Source organism: Carboxylicivirga marina (assembly GCF_016612505.1).
In the GTDB taxonomy this organism is placed as follows: Bacteria; Bacteroidota; Bacteroidia; order Bacteroidales; family Marinilabiliaceae; genus Carboxylicivirga; species Carboxylicivirga marina.
Window position 1 is genome coordinate 142,483 of record NZ_JAENRR010000001.1, and the last position, 26,601, is coordinate 169,083.

Annotated in this window: 23 protein-coding genes; 14 read left to right on the forward strand and 9 right to left on the reverse strand. The window is 38.3% G+C overall.

Annotated features, from left to right (window positions below):
• The first annotated feature begins 9 nt into the window (after positions 1–9).
• The 3 genes from JIV24_RS00545 (at position 10) to JIV24_RS00555 (ending at position 4,812) form a co-directional block, all read left to right on the forward strand.
• Positions 10–1,788, forward strand: a complete 1,779-nt coding sequence (locus JIV24_RS00545; protein ID WP_200463038.1) for a chloride channel protein — start codon at positions 10–12, stop codon at positions 1,786–1,788.
• Positions 1,789–2,247: 459 nt separating this feature from the next.
• On the forward strand, positions 2,248–3,528 hold the full coding sequence (glyA, locus tag JIV24_RS00550; protein ID WP_200463039.1) for a serine hydroxymethyltransferase: 1,281 nt from the start codon (positions 2,248–2,250) through the stop codon (positions 3,526–3,528).
• Positions 3,529–4,056: 528 nt separating this feature from the next.
• On the forward strand, positions 4,057–4,812 hold the full coding sequence (locus JIV24_RS00555) for a sulfite exporter TauE/SafE family protein (protein WP_200463040.1): 756 nt from the start codon (positions 4,057–4,059) through the stop codon (positions 4,810–4,812).
• A 218-nt stretch (positions 4,813–5,030) separates the two neighbouring features.
• Here the strand turns inward: JIV24_RS00555 and JIV24_RS00560 are convergent, their stop codons facing one another.
• From JIV24_RS00560 to JIV24_RS00580, 5 genes are all read right to left on the reverse strand, one after another.
• Positions 5,031–6,008, reverse strand: a complete 978-nt coding sequence (locus tag JIV24_RS00560) for a TonB family protein (RefSeq protein ID WP_200463041.1) — start codon at positions 6,006–6,008, stop codon at positions 5,031–5,033.
• Positions 6,009–6,404, reverse strand: a complete 396-nt coding sequence (locus JIV24_RS00565) for an ExbD/TolR family protein (RefSeq protein WP_234445651.1) — start codon at positions 6,402–6,404, stop codon at positions 6,009–6,011.
• Complete coding sequence (locus tag JIV24_RS00570; RefSeq protein WP_200463042.1) at positions 6,404–6,793, reverse strand: ExbD/TolR family protein; 390 nt, start codon at positions 6,791–6,793, stop codon at positions 6,404–6,406. The genes JIV24_RS00565 and JIV24_RS00570 overlap by 1 nt, the downstream gene beginning before the upstream one ends.
• Before the next feature lie 2 nt (positions 6,794–6,795).
• The gene (locus JIV24_RS00575; RefSeq protein WP_200463043.1) at positions 6,796–7,491 is read right to left on the reverse strand and encodes a MotA/TolQ/ExbB proton channel family protein; all 696 of its coding nucleotides are present in this window, start codon (positions 7,489–7,491) and stop codon (positions 6,796–6,798) included.
• Between the two features lie 105 nt (positions 7,492–7,596).
• A complete protein-coding gene (locus JIV24_RS00580) occupies positions 7,597–12,018 on the reverse strand; it encodes a translocation/assembly module TamB domain-containing protein (protein WP_200463044.1) in 4,422 nt (1,473 codons plus the stop codon).
• A gap of 109 nt (positions 12,019–12,127) precedes the next feature.
• Between JIV24_RS00580 and tsaD the strand changes: the two genes are divergently transcribed.
• The 6 genes from tsaD to JIV24_RS00610 all read left to right on the forward strand — a co-directional run bounded on the left by tsaD (position 12,128) and on the right by JIV24_RS00610 (position 17,027).
• Positions 12,128–13,147, forward strand: a complete 1,020-nt coding sequence (tsaD, locus tag JIV24_RS00585) for a tRNA (adenosine(37)-N6)-threonylcarbamoyltransferase complex transferase subunit TsaD (protein ID WP_200463045.1) — start codon at positions 12,128–12,130, stop codon at positions 13,145–13,147.
• A 122-nt stretch (positions 13,148–13,269) separates the two neighbouring features.
• Complete coding sequence (locus JIV24_RS00590; RefSeq protein WP_200463046.1) at positions 13,270–13,554, forward strand: PqqD family protein; 285 nt, start codon at positions 13,270–13,272, stop codon at positions 13,552–13,554.
• 20 nt (positions 13,555–13,574) lie between these two features.
• Positions 13,575–13,790 carry a hypothetical protein gene (locus JIV24_RS00595; protein WP_200463047.1) on the forward strand — a complete coding sequence of 72 codons (216 nt, stop codon included), beginning with the start codon at positions 13,575–13,577 and terminating at the stop codon, positions 13,788–13,790.
• 2 nt (positions 13,791–13,792) lie between these two features.
• Entirely contained in the window at positions 13,793–14,695 is a 903-nt protein-coding gene (locus tag JIV24_RS00600; RefSeq protein WP_200463048.1) for a hypothetical protein, read from the forward strand.
• Positions 14,682–15,134 (forward strand): S24/S26 family peptidase, encoded by a 453-nt coding sequence (locus tag JIV24_RS00605; protein ID WP_200463049.1) that lies wholly within the window; start codon positions 14,682–14,684, stop codon positions 15,132–15,134. The genes JIV24_RS00600 and JIV24_RS00605 overlap by 14 nt, the downstream gene beginning before the upstream one ends.
• A gap of 111 nt (positions 15,135–15,245) precedes the next feature.
• Complete coding sequence (locus JIV24_RS00610) at positions 15,246–17,027, forward strand: ABC transporter ATP-binding protein (RefSeq protein ID WP_200463050.1); 1,782 nt, start codon at positions 15,246–15,248, stop codon at positions 17,025–17,027.
• 1 nt (position 17,028) lies between these two features.
• Here JIV24_RS00610 and JIV24_RS00615 read toward each other — a convergent pair whose 3' ends face one another.
• The 4 genes from JIV24_RS00615 to JIV24_RS00630 all read right to left on the reverse strand — a co-directional run bounded on the left by JIV24_RS00615 (position 17,029) and on the right by JIV24_RS00630 (position 20,122).
• Positions 17,029–18,369 carry an outer membrane beta-barrel protein gene (locus JIV24_RS00615; protein ID WP_200463051.1) on the reverse strand — a complete coding sequence of 447 codons (1,341 nt, stop codon included), beginning with the start codon at positions 18,367–18,369 and terminating at the stop codon, positions 17,029–17,031.
• Positions 18,363–18,914 (reverse strand): RNA polymerase sigma factor, encoded by a 552-nt coding sequence (locus tag JIV24_RS00620; protein ID WP_289047621.1) that lies wholly within the window; start codon positions 18,912–18,914, stop codon positions 18,363–18,365. Before JIV24_RS00620 ends, JIV24_RS00615 begins: the two co-directional genes overlap by 7 nt.
• A gap of 156 nt (positions 18,915–19,070) precedes the next feature.
• Positions 19,071–19,532 carry an SsrA-binding protein SmpB gene (gene smpB, locus JIV24_RS00625; RefSeq protein ID WP_200463052.1) on the reverse strand — a complete coding sequence of 154 codons (462 nt, stop codon included), beginning with the start codon at positions 19,530–19,532 and terminating at the stop codon, positions 19,071–19,073.
• On the reverse strand, positions 19,529–20,122 hold the full coding sequence (locus JIV24_RS00630) for a YIP1 family protein (protein ID WP_200463053.1): 594 nt from the start codon (positions 20,120–20,122) through the stop codon (positions 19,529–19,531). The genes smpB and JIV24_RS00630 overlap by 4 nt, the downstream gene beginning before the upstream one ends.
• 273 nt (positions 20,123–20,395) lie before the next feature.
• Between JIV24_RS00630 and JIV24_RS00635 the strand changes: the two genes are divergently transcribed.
• The 5 genes from JIV24_RS00635 (at position 20,396) to JIV24_RS00655 (ending at position 26,402) form a co-directional block, all read left to right on the forward strand.
• Positions 20,396–21,034, forward strand: coding sequence for a DUF5063 domain-containing protein (locus tag JIV24_RS00635; RefSeq protein ID WP_200463054.1), 639 nt, complete (start codon positions 20,396–20,398; stop codon positions 21,032–21,034).
• A gap of 16 nt (positions 21,035–21,050) precedes the next feature.
• The gene (locus tag JIV24_RS00640; protein ID WP_200463055.1) at positions 21,051–21,647 is read left to right on the forward strand and encodes a 3'-5' exonuclease; all 597 of its coding nucleotides are present in this window, start codon (positions 21,051–21,053) and stop codon (positions 21,645–21,647) included.
• A 14-nt stretch (positions 21,648–21,661) separates the two neighbouring features.
• The gene (locus tag JIV24_RS00645; protein ID WP_200463056.1) at positions 21,662–22,852 is read left to right on the forward strand and encodes a class I SAM-dependent rRNA methyltransferase; all 1,191 of its coding nucleotides are present in this window, start codon (positions 21,662–21,664) and stop codon (positions 22,850–22,852) included.
• A gap of 21 nt (positions 22,853–22,873) precedes the next feature.
• The gene (locus JIV24_RS00650; RefSeq protein WP_200463057.1) at positions 22,874–24,136 is read left to right on the forward strand and encodes a DEAD/DEAH box helicase; all 1,263 of its coding nucleotides are present in this window, start codon (positions 22,874–22,876) and stop codon (positions 24,134–24,136) included.
• Positions 24,137–24,281: 145 nt separating this feature from the next.
• Entirely contained in the window at positions 24,282–26,402 is a 2,121-nt protein-coding gene (locus JIV24_RS00655; RefSeq protein WP_200463058.1) for a Tex family protein, read from the forward strand.
• Positions 26,403–26,601: the final 199 nt, after the last annotated feature.

Genomic DNA, 26,601 nt, shown 5'->3' on the forward strand with positions numbered 1-26,601 from the left:
CGCGGCATCATGAACAAGCTTAATCGAATTATTGGGAAGATTCTCATTTGGCGCGTAAAAAATATCAGCCAAAAACATTTCATTCTTATTCTAAGTCTTTTAGTCGGGGTATTTAGCGGACTGGCTGCTGTCACGCTAAAAAACACGGTGCATTTTACCCACCATTTGCTTACCGAGAATTTTAATTTAGAGAATCGCAACTATCTGTTTTTACTTTACCCAATGATTGGGATATTGATAACTATCCTGATAATTAAGTTCTTTATCAAAGACAGCTTAGGCCACGGCGTTAGTAAAATTCTGTATGCCATTTCAAAACGTGGCGGACACATAAAAGGCCACAACAATTACTCATCAATTATCACCAGTACTTTTACCATTGGCTTTGGTGGTTCGGTTGGAGCTGAGGCACCAATCGTATTAACTGGTGCATCTATTGGCTCAACACTTGGCCGTTTATTCAGAATGAATTATAAGACCATCATTCTTTTGATGGGATGCGGTGCTGCAGGAGCGATTGCCGGAATTTTTAAAGCGCCAATTGCAGGTCTGGTATTTACGCTTGAAGTGTTAATGTTGGATTTGACCATGGCATCTATCATACCTTTATTGATATCGGCAATTACGGCATCTACAATCGCCTATTTTTTCCTTGGTAAAGGGGCCGAATTTGCGTTTACTCTTGAAGCTCCCTTTCTACTGAATAACATCCCGTACTATGTATTGCTGGGTATTTTGGCAGGGTTTATATCCTTGTATTTTACCCGTGGCGTCATGAATACCGAGAGGCAATTCGGAAAAATGAAGAGCCCGTTCTCTAAATGGATAGTTGGTGGATTATCATTGAGCTTGCTAATTTTCTTGTTTCCTCCTTTGTACGGTGAAGGTTATCAAACCATTATTGCACTGCTTAATGGTGATAGCCAGGCAGTGATGGGTGAAAGTTTCTTTTACGAATGGCACGAAAACACATGGGCTTTGATAGCCTTTTTGGTATTGCTCATTATATTTAAAGTCTTTGCCACAGCAGCCACAACAGGCAGTGGTGGTATTGGCGGTATTTTTGCGCCAACACTATTCATGGGTGGAGTAACCGGTTATTTATTTGCCAAAGTCGTAAATACGCTTGGCTTCTCTGAAGTACCTTCGTCGCACTTTACACTTGTAGGCATGGCGGGTATGATGGCTGGCGTAATGCATGCCCCGCTTACTGCTATCTTCCTGATCGCAGAAATCACCAATGGTTATGGCTTATTTATTCCGTTGATGATTACCTCAACAATTGCCTACTTAACCATTATGTATTTTGAACCTCACTCTTTGTACACCAAGCGACTGGCACAAAAAGGAGAATTAATTACACACCATAAAGACAAAGCTGTTTTAACGCTTATGCGCTTAGAAAAGGTATTGGAAACAGATTTCAAGTGCATCTATCCGGAAATGACTTTGGGTGAATTAGTAAAGGTTATTTCAACTTCAAAGCGCAATATCTTTCCGGTAGTAAATCACAAAGATGAACTTCGAGGCATTGTATTGCTGGATGATATTCGTGAAATAATGTTTAATCATGAGCTATATCACGAAACAACAGTGCAGGAATTGATGTCATTACCACCAGCCATGATTGAAATTGATGAAAACATGGACAAGGTAATGCGCAAATTTGAAGATACCAGCGCCTGGAACCTGCCTGTGGTGAGAGATAGTAAGTATCTTGGCTTCGTCTCTAAGTCGAAAATATTCTCCGTATACCGAAGGGTGCTGATCCACTATTCGGATGATTAAATAAAGCGATTAGCGAAAGGCTATTCCCCCTCTCAACAAAGTATTTCTCCCCAAATGCTTTTTATGAGCTTGGCAAGATAAAAGATGAAACGGGCAATAACACCTTGTTTTTATTGCCCAATAATGTAAAATACGAGTACCATGTGAGCTTTGAAAAATCAATCAAAACACATGAATAATATCAACTCTGTAATTTATCATTTTTGCATCTCATAAAAAGTTATAAACTGCAATGTTTTTTTTATCGACTTGTTCGCGTAAATTTGTGTTCCGTTGATAAAAATAACTAGCTGATGATTAGCGAACAAAACCACTAAACATCAGTTAATGATTCGCAACGGCGAGTATTTATTTGAGAAATATTTTAATAAATAATCATAATCAGTTAGTATTAGTTATACATAATCTATGAAATGGCTGTGTATTTTAATACTTACATCCTAAAATCTTATCAATAAGATGAAACGCGATACTGTAATTTTCGACCTAATTGAGAAGGAATATGCTCGCCAAAAAGAAGGTATTGAGCTAATCGCTTCGGAGAATTTTGTGAGTGAACAAGTAATGGAAGCTCAAGGTTCATGTTTAACTAACAAATATGCTGAGGGTTATCCTGGAAAGCGCTACTATGGTGGATGCCAGATAGTAGACCAGACTGAGCAATTGGCCATTGACCGCGCTTGTGAGTTATTTGGTGCTGAGTATGCCAACGTACAGCCTCACTCAGGTGCTCAGGCTAACGCAGCTGTATTTTTCGCAGTATTAAAGCCAGGTGATACTTTCATGGGCTTAGATTTAGCACATGGTGGTCACTTAACACATGGATCGCCTGTTAACTTCTCGGGTGTAACATACAACCCGGTTTGCTATCACGTTAAAGAAGATACCGGACTGGTAGATTACGATGAGATGGAAGCGATTGCTCGTGAGCACAAGCCTAAAATGATTATTGCAGGTGCTTCGGCTTACTCGCGCGAGTGGGATTACGTTCGTATGCGTCGTTTGGCTGACGAGATTGGCGCTTTATTACTTTGTGATATGGCTCACCCTGCAGGATGCATTGCTAAAGGTCGTTTGAACAACCCAGTTGAACACTGCCACATCGTAACTACAACTACTCACAAAACATTACGCGGACCTCGCGGTGGTATGATTTTAATGGGTAAAGATTACGAAAACCCATTTGGTTATAAAACACCAAAAGGCGAAACTAAAATGATGAGTGCTGTATTAGACTTCGCAGTATTCCCAGGTCAGCAAGGCGGTCCTTTAGAGCATGTTATTGCTGCTAAAGCGGTTGCTTTTGGAGAGGCTTTATCTGATGACTTTGCTACTTACGTTGACCAGGTACGTTCTAATGCACAGGCAATGGCTGAAGAGTTCATTAAACTAGGTTACAAAATCATCTCTGGCGGAACCGACAACCACTTGATGTTAATCGACCTTCGCACGAAATTCCCTGATATCTCAGGTAAGAAGGTAGAGAACACCTTGGTAAAAGCTGACATCACCATTAACAAAAACATGGTGCCTTTCGATACACGTTCACCATTTTCTACATCTGGTATTCGTGTAGGTACTTCTGCAATCACATCGCGTGGTTTAAAAGAAGACGATATGCGTACCATCGTTGGCTTGATTGATGAAGTAATCTCAAACATCGAGAACGAAGAATCAATTGCCGAAACACGCAAAAAAGTAAATGCATTGATGGCTGACAAGCCAATGTTTGCATGGTAGCAATATAGCCACGAACTGTTGGCTGATAGTTCACCCCCCACTCCCTTCGGGTATCTCCCCAAGGAGAGAATATTGAATAAACGCATCTTCCCCCCTGGGGAAGCCTGCCTGCAGGCAATGGGGGCATACAGAATTAAATACCCAAAGCCGCTTTCGATTGAGAGCGGCTTTGTTATTACTATAATACATCCTTCGCTGTTTTTGTTGCATACGCTTCTATTGGACAAGTACATCTTGCTAAGACAAACACATATGCAGCTGTTTGCCTTACATATACGGCTAACACCCTTACGTAGCGCACTGACATCGATGCACATCAGGCTGTCGAGCTTACATACGCTGCTGTTACACTTACATACAGTGCTGACGGCTTTACATATCGGGCTATTGGCTTTACATACAACACTGACACTGTTACATATCAAACTATTACGCTTACATACCCCTTTTTAGGCTTTACATACGGCACTATCGATAAAAAACTCCTATAAAATATAGATTCCGTCAATTTTTTATAAGCTTTGCAGTATGGACATCACACTGTTAGACGCAAGCTTACTTATTATCGCCGGCCTCTTTGCCGGATTTATCAATACACTGGCCGGTAGCGGTTCACTCATTACTTTGCCTTTACTAATGTTTCTGGGTTTATCGCCTCATCAGGCCAATGCTACCAACCGGGTTGCCATCTTCGTTCAAAATGTAGTGGCCGTTCGCAACTTTAAGCAACAAGGGCTAATTAATTATAAGAGCAGTCTGTTTCTGGTGATTCCGGCTTTGATTGGTTCTGTTATTGGGGCTTCCATCGCCATCAACATTAATGAAGAAATACTCAAGCTGTTTATCGGCTCTTTATTGTTTGTCATGTTCTTCGTTATCTTACTCAAACCTGATAAATGGGTAAAAAATCAGGCCGGACAGGTCAATGAGAAACCAGCCTTTTGGCAAATCGTCATTTTCTTTTTCATTGGTTTATATGGCGGTTTTATTCAGGCGGGTGTTGGCTTCTTTCTCTTAGCCGGATTAGTTTTAGGCGTAGGCTACGACTTAATAAAAGCCAATGCCATTAAGGTGTTTATTGTGCTGGCCTATACAGCCCTTGCCTTAGGCCTGTTTATCTACTCAGGCCAGGTTAACTTTTTATATGGCCTGATTCTGGCCATTGGCAATGCCAGTGGTGCTTTTATAGCCTCAAAATATGCCCAACAAATTGGTGTAAAGTTTATCCGCAATATTTTATTAGCGACTGTATTTGTGGCGGGGATTAAAGTGTTGTTCTTCTAAGCAAAAAGTACGTGACTTCATGGGGTCACCTAGGTACCTTCTTCGGATCAACCTCGCTGACAGCGTGGTTGATCCGATGCTGACCCGTAGAAGGCACGAAGTGCCTGCGAAGAAGACCGGCTTTAAGCTCCAATAGATTCGTTCTCCAACACTATAATAAGCAAGAAAGAATTATTCTACATCTGATCGAGCCAGAACATTGTCTACCCCAATAAAAACTAATCTAACTGGAAGTGATAGGTAATAGTTCCTTGCGCATAAGCATTTGCTGCTTTATCAGCATTAAACTTAGCGCGTTTGGCTGCAGCCTTTGCATTGGACACCAACTCTCTATCCTGTGTATTTGAACCCTTCATTTGGAACTCTGTAGATGATACATTTCCATTACGATCAACGATAATCTTGATAACAACAATTCCTTCTTTATTAGAGGTATGCTGGGGTTTTGGCAAACTACCAACTAAAGAGCGTCCTTTGAGATCAAATCCGCTACCTGAATTCCCTTGACCGTTTCCACTTCGATTTTTTGAATTAGGATCACCTGTTACATAGCCTTGATTACCACTACCTCCGGTATCTCCTTCTGATGAGCTTTCGCCAGTTCCTTTGCCACTAAAGGCACCAGTTACGCGCTTGCGAGCTTCAGCAGCCTGTCTGTCCTGCTCTTCTTTCTTTTTTCTTTCCGCTTCTTCTCGGGCTCTTTGTTCTGCCAGTTCTTTTTGGCGTTGTGCTTCTTTCTCGGCTTCAATCTGGCGCTGACGGTCTAATTCCTTTTGGCGTTCAATTTCTTTCTCGCGTTCAATACGTTCTTCCTCTTCGCGTTGCTGGCGCTCTTTCTCGAGTCGATCTTTTTCTTCCTGTTCTTTCTTCTTTTGCTCAGCCGTTTTAACAACCGGGGCTTCATCAAAATCCTGCGTTTCAACCTTTTCTTCCGGCTCTGGCTCCGTCACCTTTGGTTCTGGTACATTCTCGACCTTAGGAGGCGGTGGTGTTTTCACCTGCTCAACTGGTGGTGCCTGCGATTCTTTGGGTTCCACCTCACCTTGTCCCAGCACGGTATCGCCAAAATTAACCAATATCCCTTCTTCCTCTTGTGGTATGGATGACAAACCAAAGAATATCAATAACAACAACACTGCCACATGAAAAATGGTAGTGCCAATAACGCCATATTTTTTATCCTTATCTTCTTTCATCTATTTTCCCTGAGTAGCCAATATTAGTTTGTATTTATTTCGTATAGCGATATCCCTGATTCTTCCAACCACCGAAAATGGTACCGATTCGTCGACATGCAAGGCCACATATGTATCAGGACTCAAATCAATGATTTCCTTCAGGCGACGTTCTATTTTCCAGAAAGGCAACTGCTCACCCTCCACGAAATATCGCAAATCGGATGTTACCGAAATGGTGGTATTGGGTTTTGCCGATACCTGATGATCACTTTGAGGTAATACCATGTCTTTAACCGCCGGTGGTGTTACCAAAGTGGACGTTATCATAAAGAATATGAGCAGCAGGAATACAATGTCGGTCATTGACGACATGCTAAAGCCTGCTTCTATTTTACTTCTTTTTTTAAGCCCCATTATCGGATATCTAAAATTACTTTTATACCATTTGATTCGGCAATATCTAATACACGTGCCACACTACCTGTTGATGCGTTTTTATCTGTTCGCAACTTCACTATGGTTTTATCATTACGGTTAAAGGCAGCTACCAAGCCAGAATCGACTGTGTCCTCATCTACTCTTTTGCCATCAACATAATATCGACCAGATGCTGTTACACGCACATTCAGGTATTTTTCAACCACTACCTTTTTGGTGGCCTTTTTGGGTATTAACAACTTTATGGCATTCGGATGCACCATTGTTGATGTAATCATAAAAAAGATCAACAGCAGGAACACAATGTCGGTCATTGACGACATGCTAAAAGCAGCACTTATTTTAGTTCTTCGCTTTAAGGCCATGCTTAGTGCGCTGGTTCGTTTAGTAAATCCATAAACTCCATGGTACGTGCTTCCATTTTAAACACCACCTTCTCTACTTTTGCCACCAACATGTTGTAGGCAAAGTAGGCAATAATTCCAACGACCAAACCTGTAACAGTTGTTACCATGGCCGTGTATATACCTGATGATAATAATTGTACGTCAATATTATTACCGGCATTAGCCATATCAAAAAAGGCTTTTACCATACCGATTACGGTACCCAGGAAACCTATCATTGGGGCCCCTCCGGCTACTGTTGCTAGTGTTGGCAGGCTCTTTTCCAAACGTGATATTTCAAGGTTCCCCACATTTTCAATGGCTGTATTAACATCGCTTAAAGGACGACCAATACGTGTAATCCCTTTTTCAATCATGCGCGAAATAGGAAAATCGTGTGATTGACAAAGTGCCATGGCTGATTCTATTTTACCATCGTGAATGTAATCTTTGATTTTATTCATAAAACCGGCATCTTCTTTTGATGCACGACGAATGGCCATGTATCGTTCAAAGAAAATATATACGGCCACAATTGACAATAGTATCAAAGGAATCATGATAATACCTCCGGCTTTAGCCATTTCAAAAAGGTTCATGCTTTTTTCGGCTCCTTCGGCCATTTCTTCGGTAATCAGGTCTTCGGCATTTGCCTGAATAAATAAAAACAAGTTCATATGTATACTATTATTTTTAGGTCAATTATCGTTAGCAATAACTGTGCTGCTTTTTTAAGTTGGCTTTAAAATTAGTAAAACACTTATCAATAAAGAACAAAAACATTAATCTTTAGTCTCTTTATCAGCTTCGGTTTTCTCTTTAGCCTTATTTTTGCCTGATATCTTCAACCAATATTTGTGCATCAGCTCATCTAATGAATCAAATTCTTCTTTAAATGACACACCTACACCTTGCGTAGTTGGCGAGGTATTGGTCGAATAAACCAGGTCGTTATTTGTTCGGGTGTAGGCTTTAGCTCGAATACTTCCCTTTGGATTTAACTTTACTTCAACATCAAAATCGCCAATTAAGTTACTGGGGCGCGTTTGGTCTTTACCATAACCAACATTTCCATTTACCATCACCCTATTATTAAACATTTGCGTTGAAAGCGCTACTTCCACCTCATCGTCACTTAGCTCACTGGCCGGTCGATAACTCACACCTATATCTACATCGCGACTAATTTGCGATAACCAATGACTCAATTGGTTAGATAACATCTCGGTTGTAGTTACCAACGCTGCATTATTACCTGTTGATATACCGTTAGGATTGTTACTGATTGAATTCTCTTGCGAATAAAACTTATTTAACACCAACAGTGACAACACCTGCCTGTTTGTTTCCTCTTCGGTGTTAATGTAGGAGTCGATTACATTTTGATTATTATCCTGGGTTGATGGTGTTTTAATTTCGAACTTGACATTTGGCTTAGTTAATCGATCGGTCAATAACAGATTACAATGAACAGGAATGCGTCGTCCATAATTCTTTTGCGCTTCATCGGAATAATCGCCCATTAAATCCAGCAAACTCGTCTTTAATTTATAAGTGGCATTCAAATCAATGGCCGCATCGTAAGGACTTCCATCCCAATTTATTGACGAACCCTGATTGATGATAAATTTCTTATTCAGCACATTCTGAAGCGTAAACATGTAATCTCCATCATCAAAATTAAAGTCTCCAAAAAAGTTGATGCCACCTTCTTTATCCATCTTTATTTGCAGATTACCGTTTCCGCGCCCCTTAAGAATATCGCCTACTTTTGAATCAAAAATCACCTGACAGCGCGCATCGGGCGTAATATCCAAATCCATGCTGACCGTCATCCCTGTTAAATCAATTTCATATTCATCCATTAAGGCAACAGCCTTACTTTTTTCATCTTCGGCGTAAGGATTGGTATTAACGAAACGTATAAAACTGCTTTCTTCTGCACTCTCTTCATCGGTAAGCGGAATGAAAAATTGTGTATTCTCTCTAGTTCGTCCGCCGATATCTATAATAATATCCTTGGTGGTACCGGTTACTGACATGTTACCGTCGGCATATACCTGCCCATAATACAAAGGATTGTCGGTATATTTGGTATCAAGCACCAGCATATTATTCGTAATCAACCTTAAATCATAGCGCATGTTTCGAAAAGCATGGTGCTGAATGCTACCATTAAAGGTGCCTTGCTTACCATTTCTGTCAGATATATTAATACCCTTAAACTCAATCAGATTAGGCTTAAAAATAACTGAGTCTGTCATTGAGTAGGTCGTTTGCAATAAATCTACATCGAAGAAAGCTTTGTTCACATTGATGCGCCCTAAGAGCTCGGGGCTAGATAATGAACCAACCACGGCAAGATTCCCACTTACTTTGCCAGTTAAATTCTGCATTACCCGGCTTAAATATAAATTCAAAAACCCAATTTCTAATTGGTCAATATCGTAATTAAGTTGTAAGCTCTCATTGGCCAGGTCAATAATGCCACCACCCGACAATGGTTGATAATCGCCCTTGGTCACACTCGTTTGTATATTTATTTGATTGTGTTGAGGCTGGTAATTTGCCGTTAATTTAAAATCACCCAACTCATCCTTATTAAAGTTGAATTTATTGACACTCAAGTCACCACTGACAATCGGCGATTTATAAAGGTTTTGAATATCAAGCGAGCCATTTAAGAATCCGGATATCTCAACTTGTTTCAAATCCTGATAACCTATCATATCAGACAAGCTGATATTCTGGAAATGAACCTTTAATCCATCCTTAACATTTCGATGAACGAAACCATTCACGCCAATTTCCTGATTACCATGGTGCACTCTAAAGTTTTTAAGCGAAAACCCATCAGGGTGATAATGAAAGGTTGTCGATTGCAGCTCCCACAAACTATCCCGTACCATCACGTATGATGGATGAAGCTCGGTTGTTGCATATATACCATTATCACGCCCTTTCAATGAAGTCGTTGTTAAAATGGAACCGCTATTTGTAAACTCATCCCAGTTATTCCAAAAAACATTAAACTGAAGCGTATCATTATGCGCCATTTGATGGAAACTCAAATTTTGAAATGAACCCAGATTATTGACATTTAAGTCTTTCAATCGAGTTACTATAGATAAGCGCTTGTCGCTCCCTGTTGAAATATGCACTTCGGGATGTTGCGCTTTAACACCTTTATAGTTTAAAAATTGCACCTCAGCCTCTACATCCATTTTCCCTGTGGATGTATTGTAATGTCCGAGTAATAAACCGTTATCTGAAATTTCTAAATCGGATACAAACAAACTGGCCAGGTCAGATACTTTCTTAAAGGTACAAGAGAAATTAAAATCGTTCTCTTTAATGCCTTTTTCCTTAATATTTAAGCTTGACTTTAAAGCAGGCAGGTAATTGGTTAAGTTCTTCTTCACCATATTACCTATTTGCGTAAAGTTATACACCCCAACCAAATCACCTTCAGCCACATCCGACTGAAGTACAATACGCTTACGCTCTCCCTCCCGCACTGAAATCAGCAATAATGAATCAACCTTAACATCATGATCATCGGATTGATAACTGATATTATTAATATTTAAATAACCAACAATATCATTGATGTCCTTACCTGAAATTTCGGTTTCAATATCGGCCGTTAGCGTATTATTTAAGTGTTTGTTATAAAGGTTTAATTTATCAAGCTTAAGATCAGTCAGGTGAGCTAAAAAACTAAAATGAGGCACATCACCTGATAAATCAATTTTACCATTAAAGCCAACCTGACCATTTGGGTCATCTATTAAAAAGTCACCATCAAACTTCTCATTGGCAAATAAACCGTTTAAACGAATGTTTTTATACTTATACCCGTTTACTGAAAAAGTATCAACAACACCACTTAAAAATGCATTGTAATCTTTAGCTGATTTTCGTCGTCCGTTGATGGCGACTGACATTGACACATCACCTATGTAGTTTTCAGCACCAGCCAGTTTTCCAACGTTAAACTGCTGTGTTGACAAATTACCTGAAAAAATCAGATTTTCATTGGCATCAATCTTAAGCCCAATATCAGTACTAATTTTACCCAGGCTTGTATTAAACTCTCCATAGGCAACCAAATCGGTTAAAAACCCAGTAATATTACCCGAATAACTAACCTGATTTACACTTTTAATAGCCTGAGGCAATACGAGTGCTTGTCCTTGAATATGCGATAGTAATTGCTCAATATCATTGGGAGTAGTTTTGAGTTGATTCACATTCAGGTATAAGAACGTTTCATTAAGATTTGGTAATCCGTTAATATCGAAGTTTGAACTGATTTGTGAATGAGGCCCAAACTGAAGTCGTACACCCCTACCCTTTATATTGTCAAGCGTTCCGTATGCATTTCCGGAAAGTCCTATATCGGGTAATCTCAAAGAAGGATTAATAACTCTAAGGTCTTTACTACTAATATTAGAATACTGAACATCCATGAAAAAAGGGCCCAATTTCGCAATACCTTCTTTCTCAGAAAACAAACTAACATCAAGTGAATCTATTTTAAGGGATGAGTTCTTTGTCTGAAAAACGCCTCTGCTAAAAATGAATTTAGACCTATTAAACCGAACACCACCTTCAGCTTTTTCAACATTCAGTCCACTCTTATTACTAAAATACAAGTGCTCCAAATTAAAATGCCACATTGTATCCTGATGAATATCATTAATTTGCAAAGCAATATCCGAAGCTCTTATTACAGAATCAATGGTATCTGATTTATAACTCAAAGTACCATTTTCAACCCCAAGATTTTGCAAACCAACATCCCAGTTAGAGCCTGATGAATTATTATTAGACGGCTTAATGGCATTTAATAAGAAACTATAATTATAAACCGTATCTAGTTTCGAAACTTTAATAAGTGGTTCTGAGATTTCAAGATGACTCAGGTATAATTGTTTTTTCTTGAAAAATAACGAATCAACATTTGCCAGCACCCGGTCTATCGACAAAAGTGTATCAGCCTGTTGATCAAAAACAACGACATCATCTAACACTAAGGTTTTAAAAGGGCGCAAATGCACTCTTTCAATCGAAATCTGCGTATTTAAATCCTCACTTAACTCTTTGGTAATATAACTTACAACAGCCGTTTGTACTGAAGGCAATAACAATAAAGAGTATAGCAATAGTGGCACTAATATTAGTACTACTAAAACATACATCCCTATTTTGATATTTTTTTTTATATTTTTACCCCGTTTTTGCCCATCAAAATTAACAAAAAGGTGGGAATAATGATTTGAATAGGAACAATTCTATCTGACAAAAATTATGAGTGTGATTATTTTGGGAATTGAGTCATCATGTGATGACACTTCAGCGGCGATTTTTAAGGACGATATTATCTTGTCAAACATAGTGGCAAACCAGGATGTGCATAAAGCTTATGGCGGTGTAGTGCCTGAGTTAGCGTCTCGTGCTCATCAGCAAAATATAATACCGGTAGTTGAAAAAGCTATTAAAGATGCCGACATTAATCGTGAGGACATTAATGCCGTTGCCTTCACTCGCGGACCTGGTTTAATGGGATCTCTTTTGGTGGGTACTTCATTTGCAAAAGGATTTGCTTTGGCGAATCAACTGCCATTAATTGAAGTAAACCATTTGCATGCTCATGTATTGGCTCACTTCATAAAAGAAGATGAAAACGACACTGACCAGCCAGAATTTCCATTTTTGTGCCTTTTAGTCTCAGGAGGCAACAGCCAGATTATTGTCGTGAGAGACTATCTGGATATGGAAATAATTGGTCAAACCATTGATGATGCAGCTGGTGAAGCATTTGATAAATGTGCTAAAATAATGGGATTACCATATCCTGGTGGCCCACTCATTGATAAATTGGCTAAAGAAGGCAACCCGGAAGCGTTCAAATTTAATAAACCCCGCATTGCTAATTACGATTACAGTTTTAGTGGTTTGAAAACGTCAGTACTTTACTTTTTGCGCGACGAATTAAAGAAGAATCCTGACTTTATAGAGGAAAATAAAGCTGATATTTGTGCCTCATTACAAAAAACCATTATTGATATCTTAATGGATAAAGTCATTAAAGCAGCAGATGAAACTGGTATTACGCAAGTGGCTTTAGCTGGTGGGGTTTCTGCAAATTCAGGATTACGTAATCGTTTAACGGAATTGGCTGAGACAAAAAAATGGAAAACCTTTATCCCTAAATTTTCGTACACAACCGATAATGCAGCTATGATTGCAATTAACGGCTATCATAAATACTTAAATAAGGAGTTTATCGGACAAGATGCAGCACCATTTGCCCGTACTGAGTTTTAGTAACAAGATGAATTATTGATAGAATAAAAAACGCCATTGGTCAAATTAATTATTTCTTTTAACACAATTAAGTGCTTGAAATCTGTTTTTTTATATTTTTGCCAAAGTTTTAAAATTTATTAGTGGGGAAAACGTTTTACAAAAAACAGACAGGCTTTGTAGAAAAGACTGTAGGCGATGAAATGGTCATAGTACCTCTTGTTGGTGCAGTAGCGCAAATGGAAAAGGTTTTTTCGCTAAATGAATTGGGTTCGTTTATTTATAACCATTTAAGTTCGCAGAAGTCAACAACAGATCTTATTAAGTTGATTTTAAGCGAATTTGAGATTGATGAAGAAACGGCTAACAAAGATTTGGAACATTTTTTGAAGAAAGCCGTTGAAAGTGGTATAATTGAAGAGCTGTAAATGGAAGCTAATTGGGAAGAATGAAGATTAAAAGAAATTATAGTAAACCAGATTTAGAGGAGCATTTAAATGATTTGCAATCATGTTTGTTTATGTTCTCAGATCCTATTACGGACCCAGATGGAGGCGGGCTTAAATCAATGGAAGTGCCTCCTGCTTCAGCACCTCCATTTGAAAACCCATCGGCTGCAGATTACCCATTTGGTGGCGATAGCCCTGATTATACCGACATGTAGCAATGACCAAGAATACTAACACAAGATATTATAGCGTAGGGGGCATAAGATTTAAAATAAATTTCTTATCCCCCTTTTTTGAATTCGATAATCAAGGAGGCAGTCGCCTATTCCAAACAGATAAGCATTCAAAAGATCAAGAATGGACAATTAATTTTGACATACTAAATCAAAACACACTCACAGATTTCACGTACTCTTTTAAGGGTTCAGAAAGATTCGAGGAAGAATTACCGTACAAATGGAGCATCATTAACACTAATAATCAAGATGGTATCTTAATTGAGTTTGAAGATAATTTGCCTATAAAAAAAGTTATTGCATTAATTGACACTCATAACAATACTATTAATACATTCCTATCACTCTTTAATAATGCCCCTTTAACAATCGACCCATTTTTTCACCCTTTAGGAATATTAATTATTCAGTACATTATTCATCAACATGAGGGCTTTGTAATACACGCTTCATCGGTTGATTTAAATGGTAAAGGGTATTTATTTTCGGCCGTGTCAGGCACAGGGAAATCAACTATGGCAAAGATTTGGCAAAGCAAAGGGGCTACTATTATTAACGACGACCGCCTTATTGTTGTACCCGAAAATGATGGCTACCGAATTTACAATACCCCGATGCCCTATTATCAGGATAGAAACAAATCAGTACTTTTACACAAAGCATTTATCATCAAGCAGTCTCCGGATAACTACCTTAATGCGCTACCTGTTTTAAAAGGCACTTTAGGACTTCTGGGTAATTGCATGCAGTTCCAGTACGAAGAAAGTCAAATTCAAAAACGACTAAACGCACTTCAAGGCATAGCAGAAAAATGTGGCATATACGAATGTGGTTTTAAACCAGATAAAGATATTATTCAATTGATATTAAATGAAGTTGGCTAAGCACAATATACAAAAAGCACTTATCGAGCTTCTTAAAGATGGCCAACAAGTTGAAGTGCCGGCGCATGGAATGAGTATGTTTCCCTTACTTAAACCCGGAGATTCGTTATTGGTTAAGCCATGCCTTCCTAATATAGGTGACATCAGCGTTTTTATTAAAGGTGAATTATTAATCGCTCATCGTTTGATTAAAATAACGGGCAATACCTATTTTTTTAAAGGTGATGGACTTATTTTTCCCGACAAACCAGTTGAAAAACAAGATGTATTGGGTGTAGTTACTCAACGAAAACGAGGTAAAAACATCCGAAGCACCAATGGTTATACTTATCGACTCTTCAAATTTTTAATGCCCAAATTAACTTTTCTTACCGGACGCTTCTTTTATTATGCCGGGCGTGTATACGGCCGATTCTTTAAGATCAAATCTACCACATAACACACCTTCGACAAAGTTAAGCCCATCATTATTTGAACGACTTCGAAGCTTTAATGTCCGCTTACTTACAATTTTGTACTATTTTAGTATTTCATTCATTTTTATGCTTACATGAAGCCAAGTAATAAGCTTACACTAAACCATCTTTTAGAAACACTGCACCTTGTATATAGGAGTTCACCTAAATGGACATTTATTAATGCAATTATTACCTCCATACGTGGTTTTATACCGTTGCTTTTATTATTTGTTGTTAAGCAATTAATTGATGTTGTAGGTACGCATGTAACTAATAACACGGCATCACCCGAAGCCTTATATACAACGCTGGCCTTAACTGCTGCTTTTTTTCTACTAAACGCAGTTAGTGGCTCGATTAGTAGTTTGGTTCGTGAGCGACAAAGTCATTTTGTCAATGATTACATCCAGGACATTATTCATAAAAAAACAATCCATATTGCTTATCGTTTTTTTGAAGATTCGGATTACCAAAATATTTTCTACAGAGCTTTAAATGATTCCAGTTATCGTCCGGCACGGATATTTTACAGCTTGCTTCAGTTGGCACAAAATACGTTGACAATTATATTATTATTAATCGTACTAAGTCAAATACATTGGGCATTGATTCCGATATTAGCCGTTTCAAGTGCCCCGGTTTTTTATTTGAGAATTCTATATACACGCAGGCTCTACAAGTATCGGAAAAACCACACTGAAGACGAACGACGGGTTCATTATTTCAATCGCTTACTAACAGGAAAAGATTTTGCCAAAGAGCTTAGAGTATTCAACCTGGGAAAAACATTTAAAAAGGAGTACGAACATTTCAAACATGATTTGCGCAACAAGCAATGGTCTTTATCTAAAAGAAAAACAATTAATGAAATAGCAGTTCAACTATTTTCAACTGCCATTCTTCTGTTTATTATTGCATTCGTCATAAAGCAAACCGTCGAAGGTAATATCAGCGCAGGTACAATGGCTATGTATTTCTTAGCTTTACAACGTGCCTATTCTGTACTTCAAGGTTTATTAGGCAATTTGAGCTCCTTGTACGAAGACAATTTATTCTTAAAAAACTTTTTCGAATTTAAAAACATTGAAGTCAAGAGAGAAGTTGGCACAGAGTCTTTTCCAAACCCAATTATCAACCATATAAAGTTTGAAAACGTCAGCTTTAAATATCCAAACTCAAGAAAATGGGCTCTTCAAAACATTAACCTGACAATACAGAAGGGAAAGACCATTGCACTGGTTGGTGAAAATGGCAGTGGAAAAACAACCCTTGTAAAATTGCTTTGCGGTTTACATGAACCCACCGAAGGGCAACTTCATGTCGACCAACACAATTGGAATAATATCTCAAACAGCGAATTAGCGAACAATATCTCAGTTATTTTCCAAGACTTTATGCTTTATAATATAAGTGCTAAAGAAAATATTCGCTTGGGAAATACTCATCGCAAAGATGAACCTGAATCCGTTGCAGCAGCAGCAGTAAGTGCTGGCATCGACCAGTTATTTAATAACTTACCACATGGATACGATACCACACTAGGTACTCTATTTAAGGATAGTCAGATGCTAAGCCGCGGCGAATGGCAACGCACTGCTTTGGCACGTTCGTTTTATAATACCGATGCACAACTCATTATCTTAGATGAACCAACCAGCTCTTTGGATGCCTTTACCGAAGCGAGTTTAATTAATCACTTCAGCGACATTGTAAAAGACAAGACCGCGATAATAGTAAGCCATCGACTTTCAACCATTAAGTTAGCCGACATTATTGTGGTGATGAAAAACGCTTCTATCGCTGAAGTTGGGAGCCCGGAAGAACTTATAGCTCAAAAAGGAATTTACTTTCAAATGATTGAATCGCTTAAATAGACTAACGAATAACAAAGGTTACACCTCCATAGATACCAAAAGAATATGGCTGAAAATTAAAGTCATCATTTGAACTAACCGAATTAAGGAAGTACTTAAATCGTGGTTCTAAATTCAATCGAAGCGATTTAAAAACTGGTAATTCAAGTCCCAATCCTACTGAACTACTGAGTACAAATGGTTTTATATCGCTGGTTTCACCTATCTTCTCTTGCTCTTCACCATCTAATGCATAAGCGGTGTTATTAACCAAAAAGTTAGAACTAATGCCGCCTGCTAACGATAAATACGGAAAATTCTTAATCAGCGAATAACGAGCCATCATTGGCACCTCAAGATAATCAAGCGTTTGTTTTACAGAACTCATGCTACTCAGCGATGCGTAACCATTACTTGCTTCAATTAGATTAGCCTTTCCTGATTGCGCATCCGACATTGGTGATGGATTCTTAACAATTATTGTTCCCATTGAGTTTGCCACTCCAGCATTACTCAGTTCATCGGCACTACCAATTACGGAACGAAATGGTTGATAACTATTCGTATTACTCACTTCTTGCCCAACCTGGGCGTATAATACTCCCGTATCAAAACTCCAACGTGAACCAGTACTTAACCTCAACTGTACGCCTCCACCCATTGAGTTAATACCATTCTCGTTAACTTTTACATTTGAGGATGCCATTACCGGACTTCCACCACCTGTGTTCATTTTTGAGTTATAAGCAGGCGAAACAACACCTCCAATACTTAACGAGGTGCGCTTTTTACTTACTTCGTTAGTGGTAGCATATATCGGAAAATAAACCTTTTCTTCTTTTTGGTGCAAACTGGTATTAATGAAGTATTCTTCCCTGATATCAATATCATTGTTGGCAGCCAGATAATTCATCTTTTCAACATTGTTTGCGTACGCATAAGAATCATACCTTTGATACTTCTTTTGCACTTGCTTTTTTGTTGATTTCTCTTTCGGCACTGCAGGAATTAATTCAGGCGAAGCCCCCTGCCCACTACTCAAATGGTCTTTATCAACACTTTTAGTTAATGATACTTCTTCCTTTTCCAGTGTCGCTTTATCACTAATCTCATTCTCCTGTATTGAAGCCACTTCTGCCTCAAAAGGTATGACCTCGGTATAATACAAACTAATAGATAAACTTACTAACAATAACACGGAAGCAGCTGCAACACTGCGCCATATTACCAACATTCTTTTTTGCTTTTGCTGTTGTGCCAGATTTTTCTCTATTGACTCCCATACATATGCACCTGGCTCTAGCTCGTGATTTGCCAAACCATCTTTAAAAACAGCATCTATATCTTTTCTGCCCCTTAACATACTGCTTGCTTTTTCTCCAACAATCTGTTTTCAATACTCTTTTTAAGCCATTGCCTGGCGCGTGCTAAATTGGATTTTGATGTTCCTATTGAAATCCCTGAAGTTTCAGCAATTTCGGCATGCGATAAGCCCTCCATCACATATAAGTTAAACACAAGCTTATATTTTGGCGGTAATTCTTGAATCATAATCAATAATTCATCATGACTAAAAGAGGCGTCATTCACATCCTCAGTAACATCTTCAGCTAAAAGTGGAAACTCATCAACCAATAACTCAGGTTGTTTTTTACGATAAACTTCAATTACCGTATTTACCATTATCCGACGTATCCAACCTTCAAACGAGCCTTTAAACCCATACTTATCAATATTATTGAATACTTTAATAAAACCTTCCTGTAAACAATCTTCAGCCTCTGTCTTATCCTTACAATAGCGCATACATACGGCAAACATTTTTGCAGCAAAAGTATGGTACAATTGTTTTTGTGCAGAAGCTTTTCCTTTCTGACACCCCTTTATTATGTCGTTAAGATTATTCACTGCAATATCAACATCATTTATATCGAGTCATCATTTTTAAAACTCCATAACATAATGAAATATTGCCATTTTGTAGGTTTGATTCCATCTCATAGATTAAGTTCTCGTTTATTAGATGGAATATCGCCGCTTTGGTTGCGTGCGAATTAAAATTTATCAGAATTTTTTGCGAACCCTGTCCATTTCCCGGCTGGCATCTTTCGTTTTTAGAGTTTCGCGTTTATCGTGTTGCTTTTTACCTTTAGCAAGGGCAATTTCAATCTTTACAAATCCACGTTCGTTAAAAAACAGCTTTATTGGTACAATGGTAAGTCCTGTTTCTTTTGTTTTACGTTCCAACTTCTGTAGTTCCTTCTTTTTCAACAGCAGTTTTCGCTCACGTTCTGGCTGATGATTATTAAATGTACCATAAAAATACTCCGAAACACGCATCCCCTTTAGCCACAATTCACCATTCACAAAATAACAATACGAGTCAACCAAACTTGCCTTTCCTAATCTGATTGATTTTATTTCGGTTCCGGCCAACTGAATACCGGCAGCAAAACGCTCGATTAATTCATAATCAAATGTGGCTCGTTTATTTCTAATATTTATTCTTGACGAAGGTAAACTCATAAGGTAAGGTTGCTAATATAAACAAATAAGCGGTAAATCAACATTGGAGTTACTAGTAGCATAATGCCCGACATAACAGTTACCCAAACTCGTTGTTCTTTGGCTACTTGTGTAATAACTCCAAATGCCAGCCATAACAAATAAACCAAATAGAAATTAATAATACTGCCTATAACGATCGTTTCAGAAACCATGGCTGTAAGGCTACCCGTAATGTAAACAACTCCTGAAGAGTAGGCTGCTAATTGAAAGATGATAGTTTTATCAACACCTAACTTAAAAGCATTTAATACTCTGACAAGCAGATAATAACAAACATACAATCCGAAAAAATGAGACGAAAAGGTAAATACAGCTTCTTTTAATGCCGCTTCGAAATTTAATTCCTGATGACTAAACAAATAGCCAACAAAAACAATGGTAGTATAAAGACCTAACAAGGGCAAAGTAAATTGTGCCAACACATCGTTAGTTGATTTGCGTTCCGCAAAAATCAACTCCCACTCCTTCTTAGGATTAACAATTAACTCTTTTATTCGCCCAAACAGATTCTTATAGACAACACTTAAACTAACTACCTCTTTATTCATTCACTATCTTTTGGTTCAACAACTATAAACCGAATACCATTAAGGATGATTTCCTTCGCAAAAATAGCATTTTTATCCAACAGTAAGTTTATTCACCAATGTGCATATACTACGACAAACAGCTTACATTCTGATTTACTGCCTCTTCACCAACATACAATTATCATTTTTGTTATTATCCTGAGCTCAAAGTATAACTCACTTATTTTTCTTACTTTTGCGCTTTAAATATCCCATCAGCAAAATCTCAATGAAGGGTGATTAATAAATTGTATGGAAGAGTCTTTTGAGCATATTGTTTACTCTAAAAATGTTATTGAATTTGTAACAGTAGCTAAAGAATATTGTACTTTTTTGGAGTCTATTGATGAAGTAAATCGCAAGCAGTTTGTAACAGTTGCTACACGAATAATTCCACTCTTATACCTGAAAGCAACAGTGCTGCCTGAAGTTGAAAATGAACTGGAAGACAGTATTGAAAAAACGGTTGACGAGATGACCTATGCACAAATTCAGGAAGGCATCACATCTAAACTTGGACGATTTAACGATTACCTTGAAGTCTTTAACGCCGATATGCAAAATAGCGACACGCCTGTTATTGCATTTATTGGTGAAGATATGACCGATATTTATCAGGATTTGAAAGACTTTATATCGGCCTACAGATTAGGGGTTACAGAAGTTATGAATGACGCTCTTGCTGATGTTTTGAATTCCTTTAAACTATACTGGGGGCAAAGAACTGTTAATACATTAAGAGCTCTGCATGCGATTTTGTATGGCGAGGAAGAGCTTGACGAGGAAGAAGGTGAAGAAGAGTTCCAACAAGAACAGCAAAAGGAAAGTTGGTATAATCGTATGCAGCAAGACTGGCAGGATGATAACAGTGAAGAAAAACCATTACTCTAAAATAGCTAACATATAGATGGAGAATACCATTAGTAAAGAAGCATTAAATCAATTACCTTTAAAACACTTTGAAGGCAAGGTTGACGTCGTAGAGGATGAAAATGCAATAGAAGAATTAGTTAGTGAACTTGAACGACATGAAGCCATTGGTTTTGATACTGAAACAAAACCTTCATTTCAGAAGGGTAAAATAAATCAGGTGTCATTGCTTCAATTCTCAACTTCAGAAAAAGCTTATTTATTTCGACTCAATAAAACAGGACTGCACCCAGCATTAATTCGACTTTTAACTAACCCTTCCATTAAAAAAATTGGTGTGGGAATCAGAGACGACATTAAGGGATTAAACCGCTTATGTCGATTTGATCATGGCGGTTTTATTGAACTCCAGGATCATGTTAAAAAGGTAGGTATTGAAGATACCAGCCTGAAGAAGCTAGCAGGTCTCGTCCTTAATTTCAGAGTTAGTAAACGTCAACGCTTGTCTAACTGGGAAGCTCCATATTTAACTGAAGGGCAAGTTTTATATGCTGCTACAGATGCCTGGGTTGCCATTGAAGTATACCACACCTTAATAAAAAAATTCCCTAACACCGAAGCTCAAACGATATAAGAAGTAGATATTACATGTCTGATAAACCACAATTAGTTTTAAAACAAGGAAAAGAGCAGAGTTTAAATCGCTATCACCCCTGGGTATTTTCAGGAGCAGTAAAAGGTGTTAAAGGTCCCGATCTGACAGAAGGCGATTTGGTAGAAGTTCTCGATAGTCAAGATAATTTCCTGGCTCTTGGGCATTACATTATTGGTTCTATTGCTGTGAGGGTTTTGAGCTTTGAACAAGAGGAAATCGATTATACTTTTTGGAAGAACAGAATACAAAAAGCATATGAATTACGCCTCTCAACAGGTTTAGCTGAAAATGAATCAACAAATGCCTTTCGTCTCGTTCATGGCGAAGGTGACTATTTACCTGGTTTAATTATTGATTTCTACAACGGAACAGCAGTAGTGCAAATGCATACCGTTGGCATGTATTTGGTTAAAGATCAAATTGCAAAAGCACTACAAGAAGTATTAGGAGACAAATTAGTTTCCATTTTCAATAAATCGGAAGGCACCATGCCATACAAAGCCGATGTTGAACCGGTTAATGGATATATTTATGGCAAGAGTTCTGAAAAGGTTGCTCTTGAAAATGGCTTGAAATTTAAGGTAGACTGGGAAAAAGGGCAGAAAACAGGCTTTTTTGTTGACCAACGCGAAAACCGCTCACTAATTGAGCATTATAGCAAAGGGCGCGAAGTACTCAATATGTTTTGCTACACTGGTGGCTTCTCTTTTTATGCGATGCGAGGTGGTGCTAAGTTAGTCCACTCGGTTGACAGCTCAGAAAGAGCTATTCAAATAACGAATGACAATGTTGAGCTCAACTTCCCTGGAGATAAAAGACACGATTCTTTCGCGGTTGATGCTTTTAAATATCTAAACAAAATAAAGAACAAATACGACCTCATTATACTTGACCCACCGGCATTTGCCAAACATATTAACGTTGTTAAAAATGCACTTCAGGGCTACAGGCGGTTAAATGCAAAAGCATTTGAACAAATTCGTTCAGGTGGCGTATTGTTTACATTCTCATGCTCGCAGGTGATTACCAAAGAGCAATTCAGAACAATGGTATTTTCGGCAGCTGCGCGCGCCGGAAGAAAAGTAAGAATACTTCAGCAACTAACACAGCCTGCCGATCACCCGGTTGACATTTACCATCCCGAAGGTGAATACCTAAAAGGTTTGGTTGTTTATGTAGAGTAAAGAAATTATAAAGCGGATACTTTGGAATTTAAAGAATTTGGATTTTCAGAAGAGTTGTTAGATGGCCTTGAAGCCATGAGGTTTGAAAAAGCAACACCTGTACAAGAAAAAACTGTACCAGTTATAAAAGATGGCAGAGATCTAATTGCCTGCGCCCAAACAGGCACAGGAAAAACGGCCGCTTATCTCTTACCAGTGCTCGACAAGCTTATACGACACGGTCACAATAAAATTAATGCACTTATTCTGGTGCCGACACGAGAGTTGGCCATCCAAATTGATCAACAGATGGAAGGTTTTGGTTACTTCCTGGATGTATCTTCAACTGCTATATATGGTGGCAATGACTCAGGGGAATGGAATCGTCAAAAAAATGCTTTAACAACCGGTGCCGATCTTGTTATTGCTACACCTGGTCGACTCATCCAGCACCTTACCATGGGCTATGTCGATATGAGTACTCTGCAACATTTGATCCTCGATGAAGCCGATCGCATGCTCGACATGGGTTTCTTTGATGATATTATGCAAGTTGTAAAGCATTTGCCTAAAGAACGCCAAACCCTTATGTTTTCGGCTACAATGCCTCCTAAAATTAGAGACTTAGCCAAAAACATCCTGGTCGATCAAGAAGAAATAAACATCTCGATTAGCAAACCAGCTGAAGGCATATTGCAAGCAGCATACATGGTTTATGACACGCAAAAGATTCCTTTGCTCAATACGCTTTTGAAAGATAAAGATTTACCGAGCATCATTATATTTACATCTACCAAGCAAAAGGTAAAAGAAATTGCACGCTCGCTTCAAAGCAATGGTTTTAATGCGAAAGACATTAGTTCTGATTTAGAGCAAGCCGAACGTGAAGAAGTACTTCGTGAGTTCAAGAACCGAAATGTTCAAATCCTGGTTGCTACAGATATTATCGCCAGAGGTATTGACATTGAAAAGATTGATCTGGTCATTAATTTTGATGTCCCGCGTGATGCTGAAGATTATGTACATCGCGTTGGAAGAACAGCAAGAGCACAAACTCAAGGTGTCGCCATCACTCTAATTAATGACAAAGAAGTACTTGAGTTTCATAAAATTGAGCGTTTAATTGAAAAGGAGGTTTATAAAATTCCTCTTAACCCAGAGCTTGGAGAAGCACCTGCGTATAAGCCTGAGGAGTTAATGAAAGGGAGAAGACGAAAAGGCGGTCAGAAGAGAAAACCTAATACCAACAAACGTAAAACCTTTAAAAAGAAACCAGGTCAGAATCAGAAAAAGTCTGATAGCTAGCAATAACTTCTGTTCATTTTCATTGGTACTCATAAATAATATCGAAAGCAGTCGTACGCTGACTCTTTATTTTTTGTTTTATAGACTTCGCATATTGTCTACATCCTTGATTAATTAAAGTTTACGCATAACTAATATCATTCTTATGCTATTATCCCAAATCATATCAAAAGAACTCAACCTTGTACTTAAAAGCGTTGAAAACACCATAACGCTTCTCGACGAAGGAGCTACCATACCATTTATCAGCCGCTATCGAAAGGAGATGACAGGAAGCCTTGACGAATTGGAAGTAGGTGCAATTAAAGAACGATACGAGAAGTTACAAGAGTTAGAAAAGCGAAAAGAAACCATCCTGAAATCGATGGATGAACAAGGGGTACTTAGTGCTGAACTCGAAAACAAAATAAAATCAAGCTATAACATCACCGAACTTGAAGATATTTATCTGCCATTTAAGCCTAAACGAAAAACACGGGCTGTTAAAGCACGCGAAAAAGGCCTTGAACCTTTGGCCAAGATAATAATGAAACAATATGAACGCGATGTTGAAGGACGTGCAGCATCATTTGTTAACAATGAGGTGGCTGACACTGATGAAGCCCTCCAGGGCGCACGTGATATTATTGCCGAGTGGGTAAACGAACACCAGGTAAGTCGTGAGATAGTTCGCTCAGTTTTTGAAAAAGAAGCTACCATCAGTGCTAAAGTAGTAAAAGGCAAAGAGGAAGAAGGCGTTAAATACAAAGATTATTACGACTGGAACGAACCCCTTAAACGCTGCCCATCACATCGTTTTATGGCCATGCGCCGAGGCGAAAAGGAAGGCTACCTAAAACTAAACATTACGCCAGAGGCGGAAACTTGCACACATCGATTAAAGCGCTTTTTTGTAAAAGGCAACACTTCTGCTTCTGAACAAGTTGCCGAAGCTGTTTCTGATGCCTACAAACGATTACTGGCACCATCAATTGAAACTGAATTTACAAATACGTCAACCGAAAAATCAGATACAGAAGCCATTCGTGTTTTTGCCGAGAACTTGCGCCAACTTCTTCTCGCATCTCCTTTAGGTCAAAAAAGAGTACTGGCACTTGACCCCGGATATCGCACAGGATGTAAAGTTGTTTGCCTTGATGCTCAGGGCAACTTATTAGATAACAATACTATTTATCCACATGCACCCCAAAATAAATATCAAGAGTCGGCCAACACCATTACTTCATTAATAAACAAGCATCAAATTGAAGCAATAGCCATCGGTAATGGAACAGCATCGCGTGAAACAGAAGCCTTTGCAAAAGGTCTTCGATTAAATCATAAAGTAGACACTTATGTTGTAAGTGAAGATGGTGCATCTGTATATTCGGCCGGCAAAGTTGCACGAGAGGAATTTCCCGATTACGATGTGACTGTAAGAGGTGCTGTATCGATCGGGCGTCGACTTATGGATCCGCTAGCTGAATTGGTTAAAATCGATCCTAAATCAATTGGGGTAGGTCAATATCAACATGATGTTGATCAATCGCAGCTAAAAAAATCGCTGGACAATGTTGTTGAGTCATGTGTTAATTCAGTGGGCATTAACTTAAATACTGCCAGTAAGCACTTATTAACTTATGTATCAGGATTAGGTCCGCAATTGGCACAAAACATTGTTGACTTCCGAAGTGAAAATGGGGCCTTTGACTCACGTGATAAACTTAAGAAGGTACCAAGACTTGGGGCCAAAGCATTTGAACAGGCTGCTGGCTTCTTACGCATTAGCAATTCTAAAAATCCACTTGACAATACCGCCGTTCATCCCGAGACCTATAAACTCGTTAAGCAAATGGCAAGTGACATCGGTTGTTCAATAGATGAACTGGTGGCTACCAAAACTTTAAGAGAGCAAATAAAATTACAAAACTATGTATCTGATAAATTTGGATTACCAACCTTAACAGACATCATGAATGAACTTGATAAACCAGGACGCGACCCGAGGAGTGAAATAGTTGCATTTGAGTTTGCTGAAGGCATTTACTCAATCGATGATTTATATGAAGGAATGGTATTACCTGGTTTGGTTACTAACATAACCAACTTTGGCGCCTTTGTTGATATTGGTGTCAAACAAGATGGACTCGTGCACATCTCACAATTAGCTGATCGCTATATAAGTGACCCGAATGACATTGTAAAGCTTCAACAACAAGTAAAAGTGAAAATACTTGAAGTAGATCGAACAAGAAAACGCATACAGCTCAGTATGAAAAACTTATAAACTAGAAATATTTAATACTTCAAAGGAAATCTTTACCGATTTCCTTTTTTTATTTAAAATTACTACATCCGTTGTCACCCATTTCGATCATGAAGGTGTCTATAGGAGTACAAAAGGTTTAAGTTAAGAGGTGCTAATCTGGCGATAATTGTGCCTCTTTCTTTTTCAGTTTATTTATTCTTTTAATCGTTTCAAAATT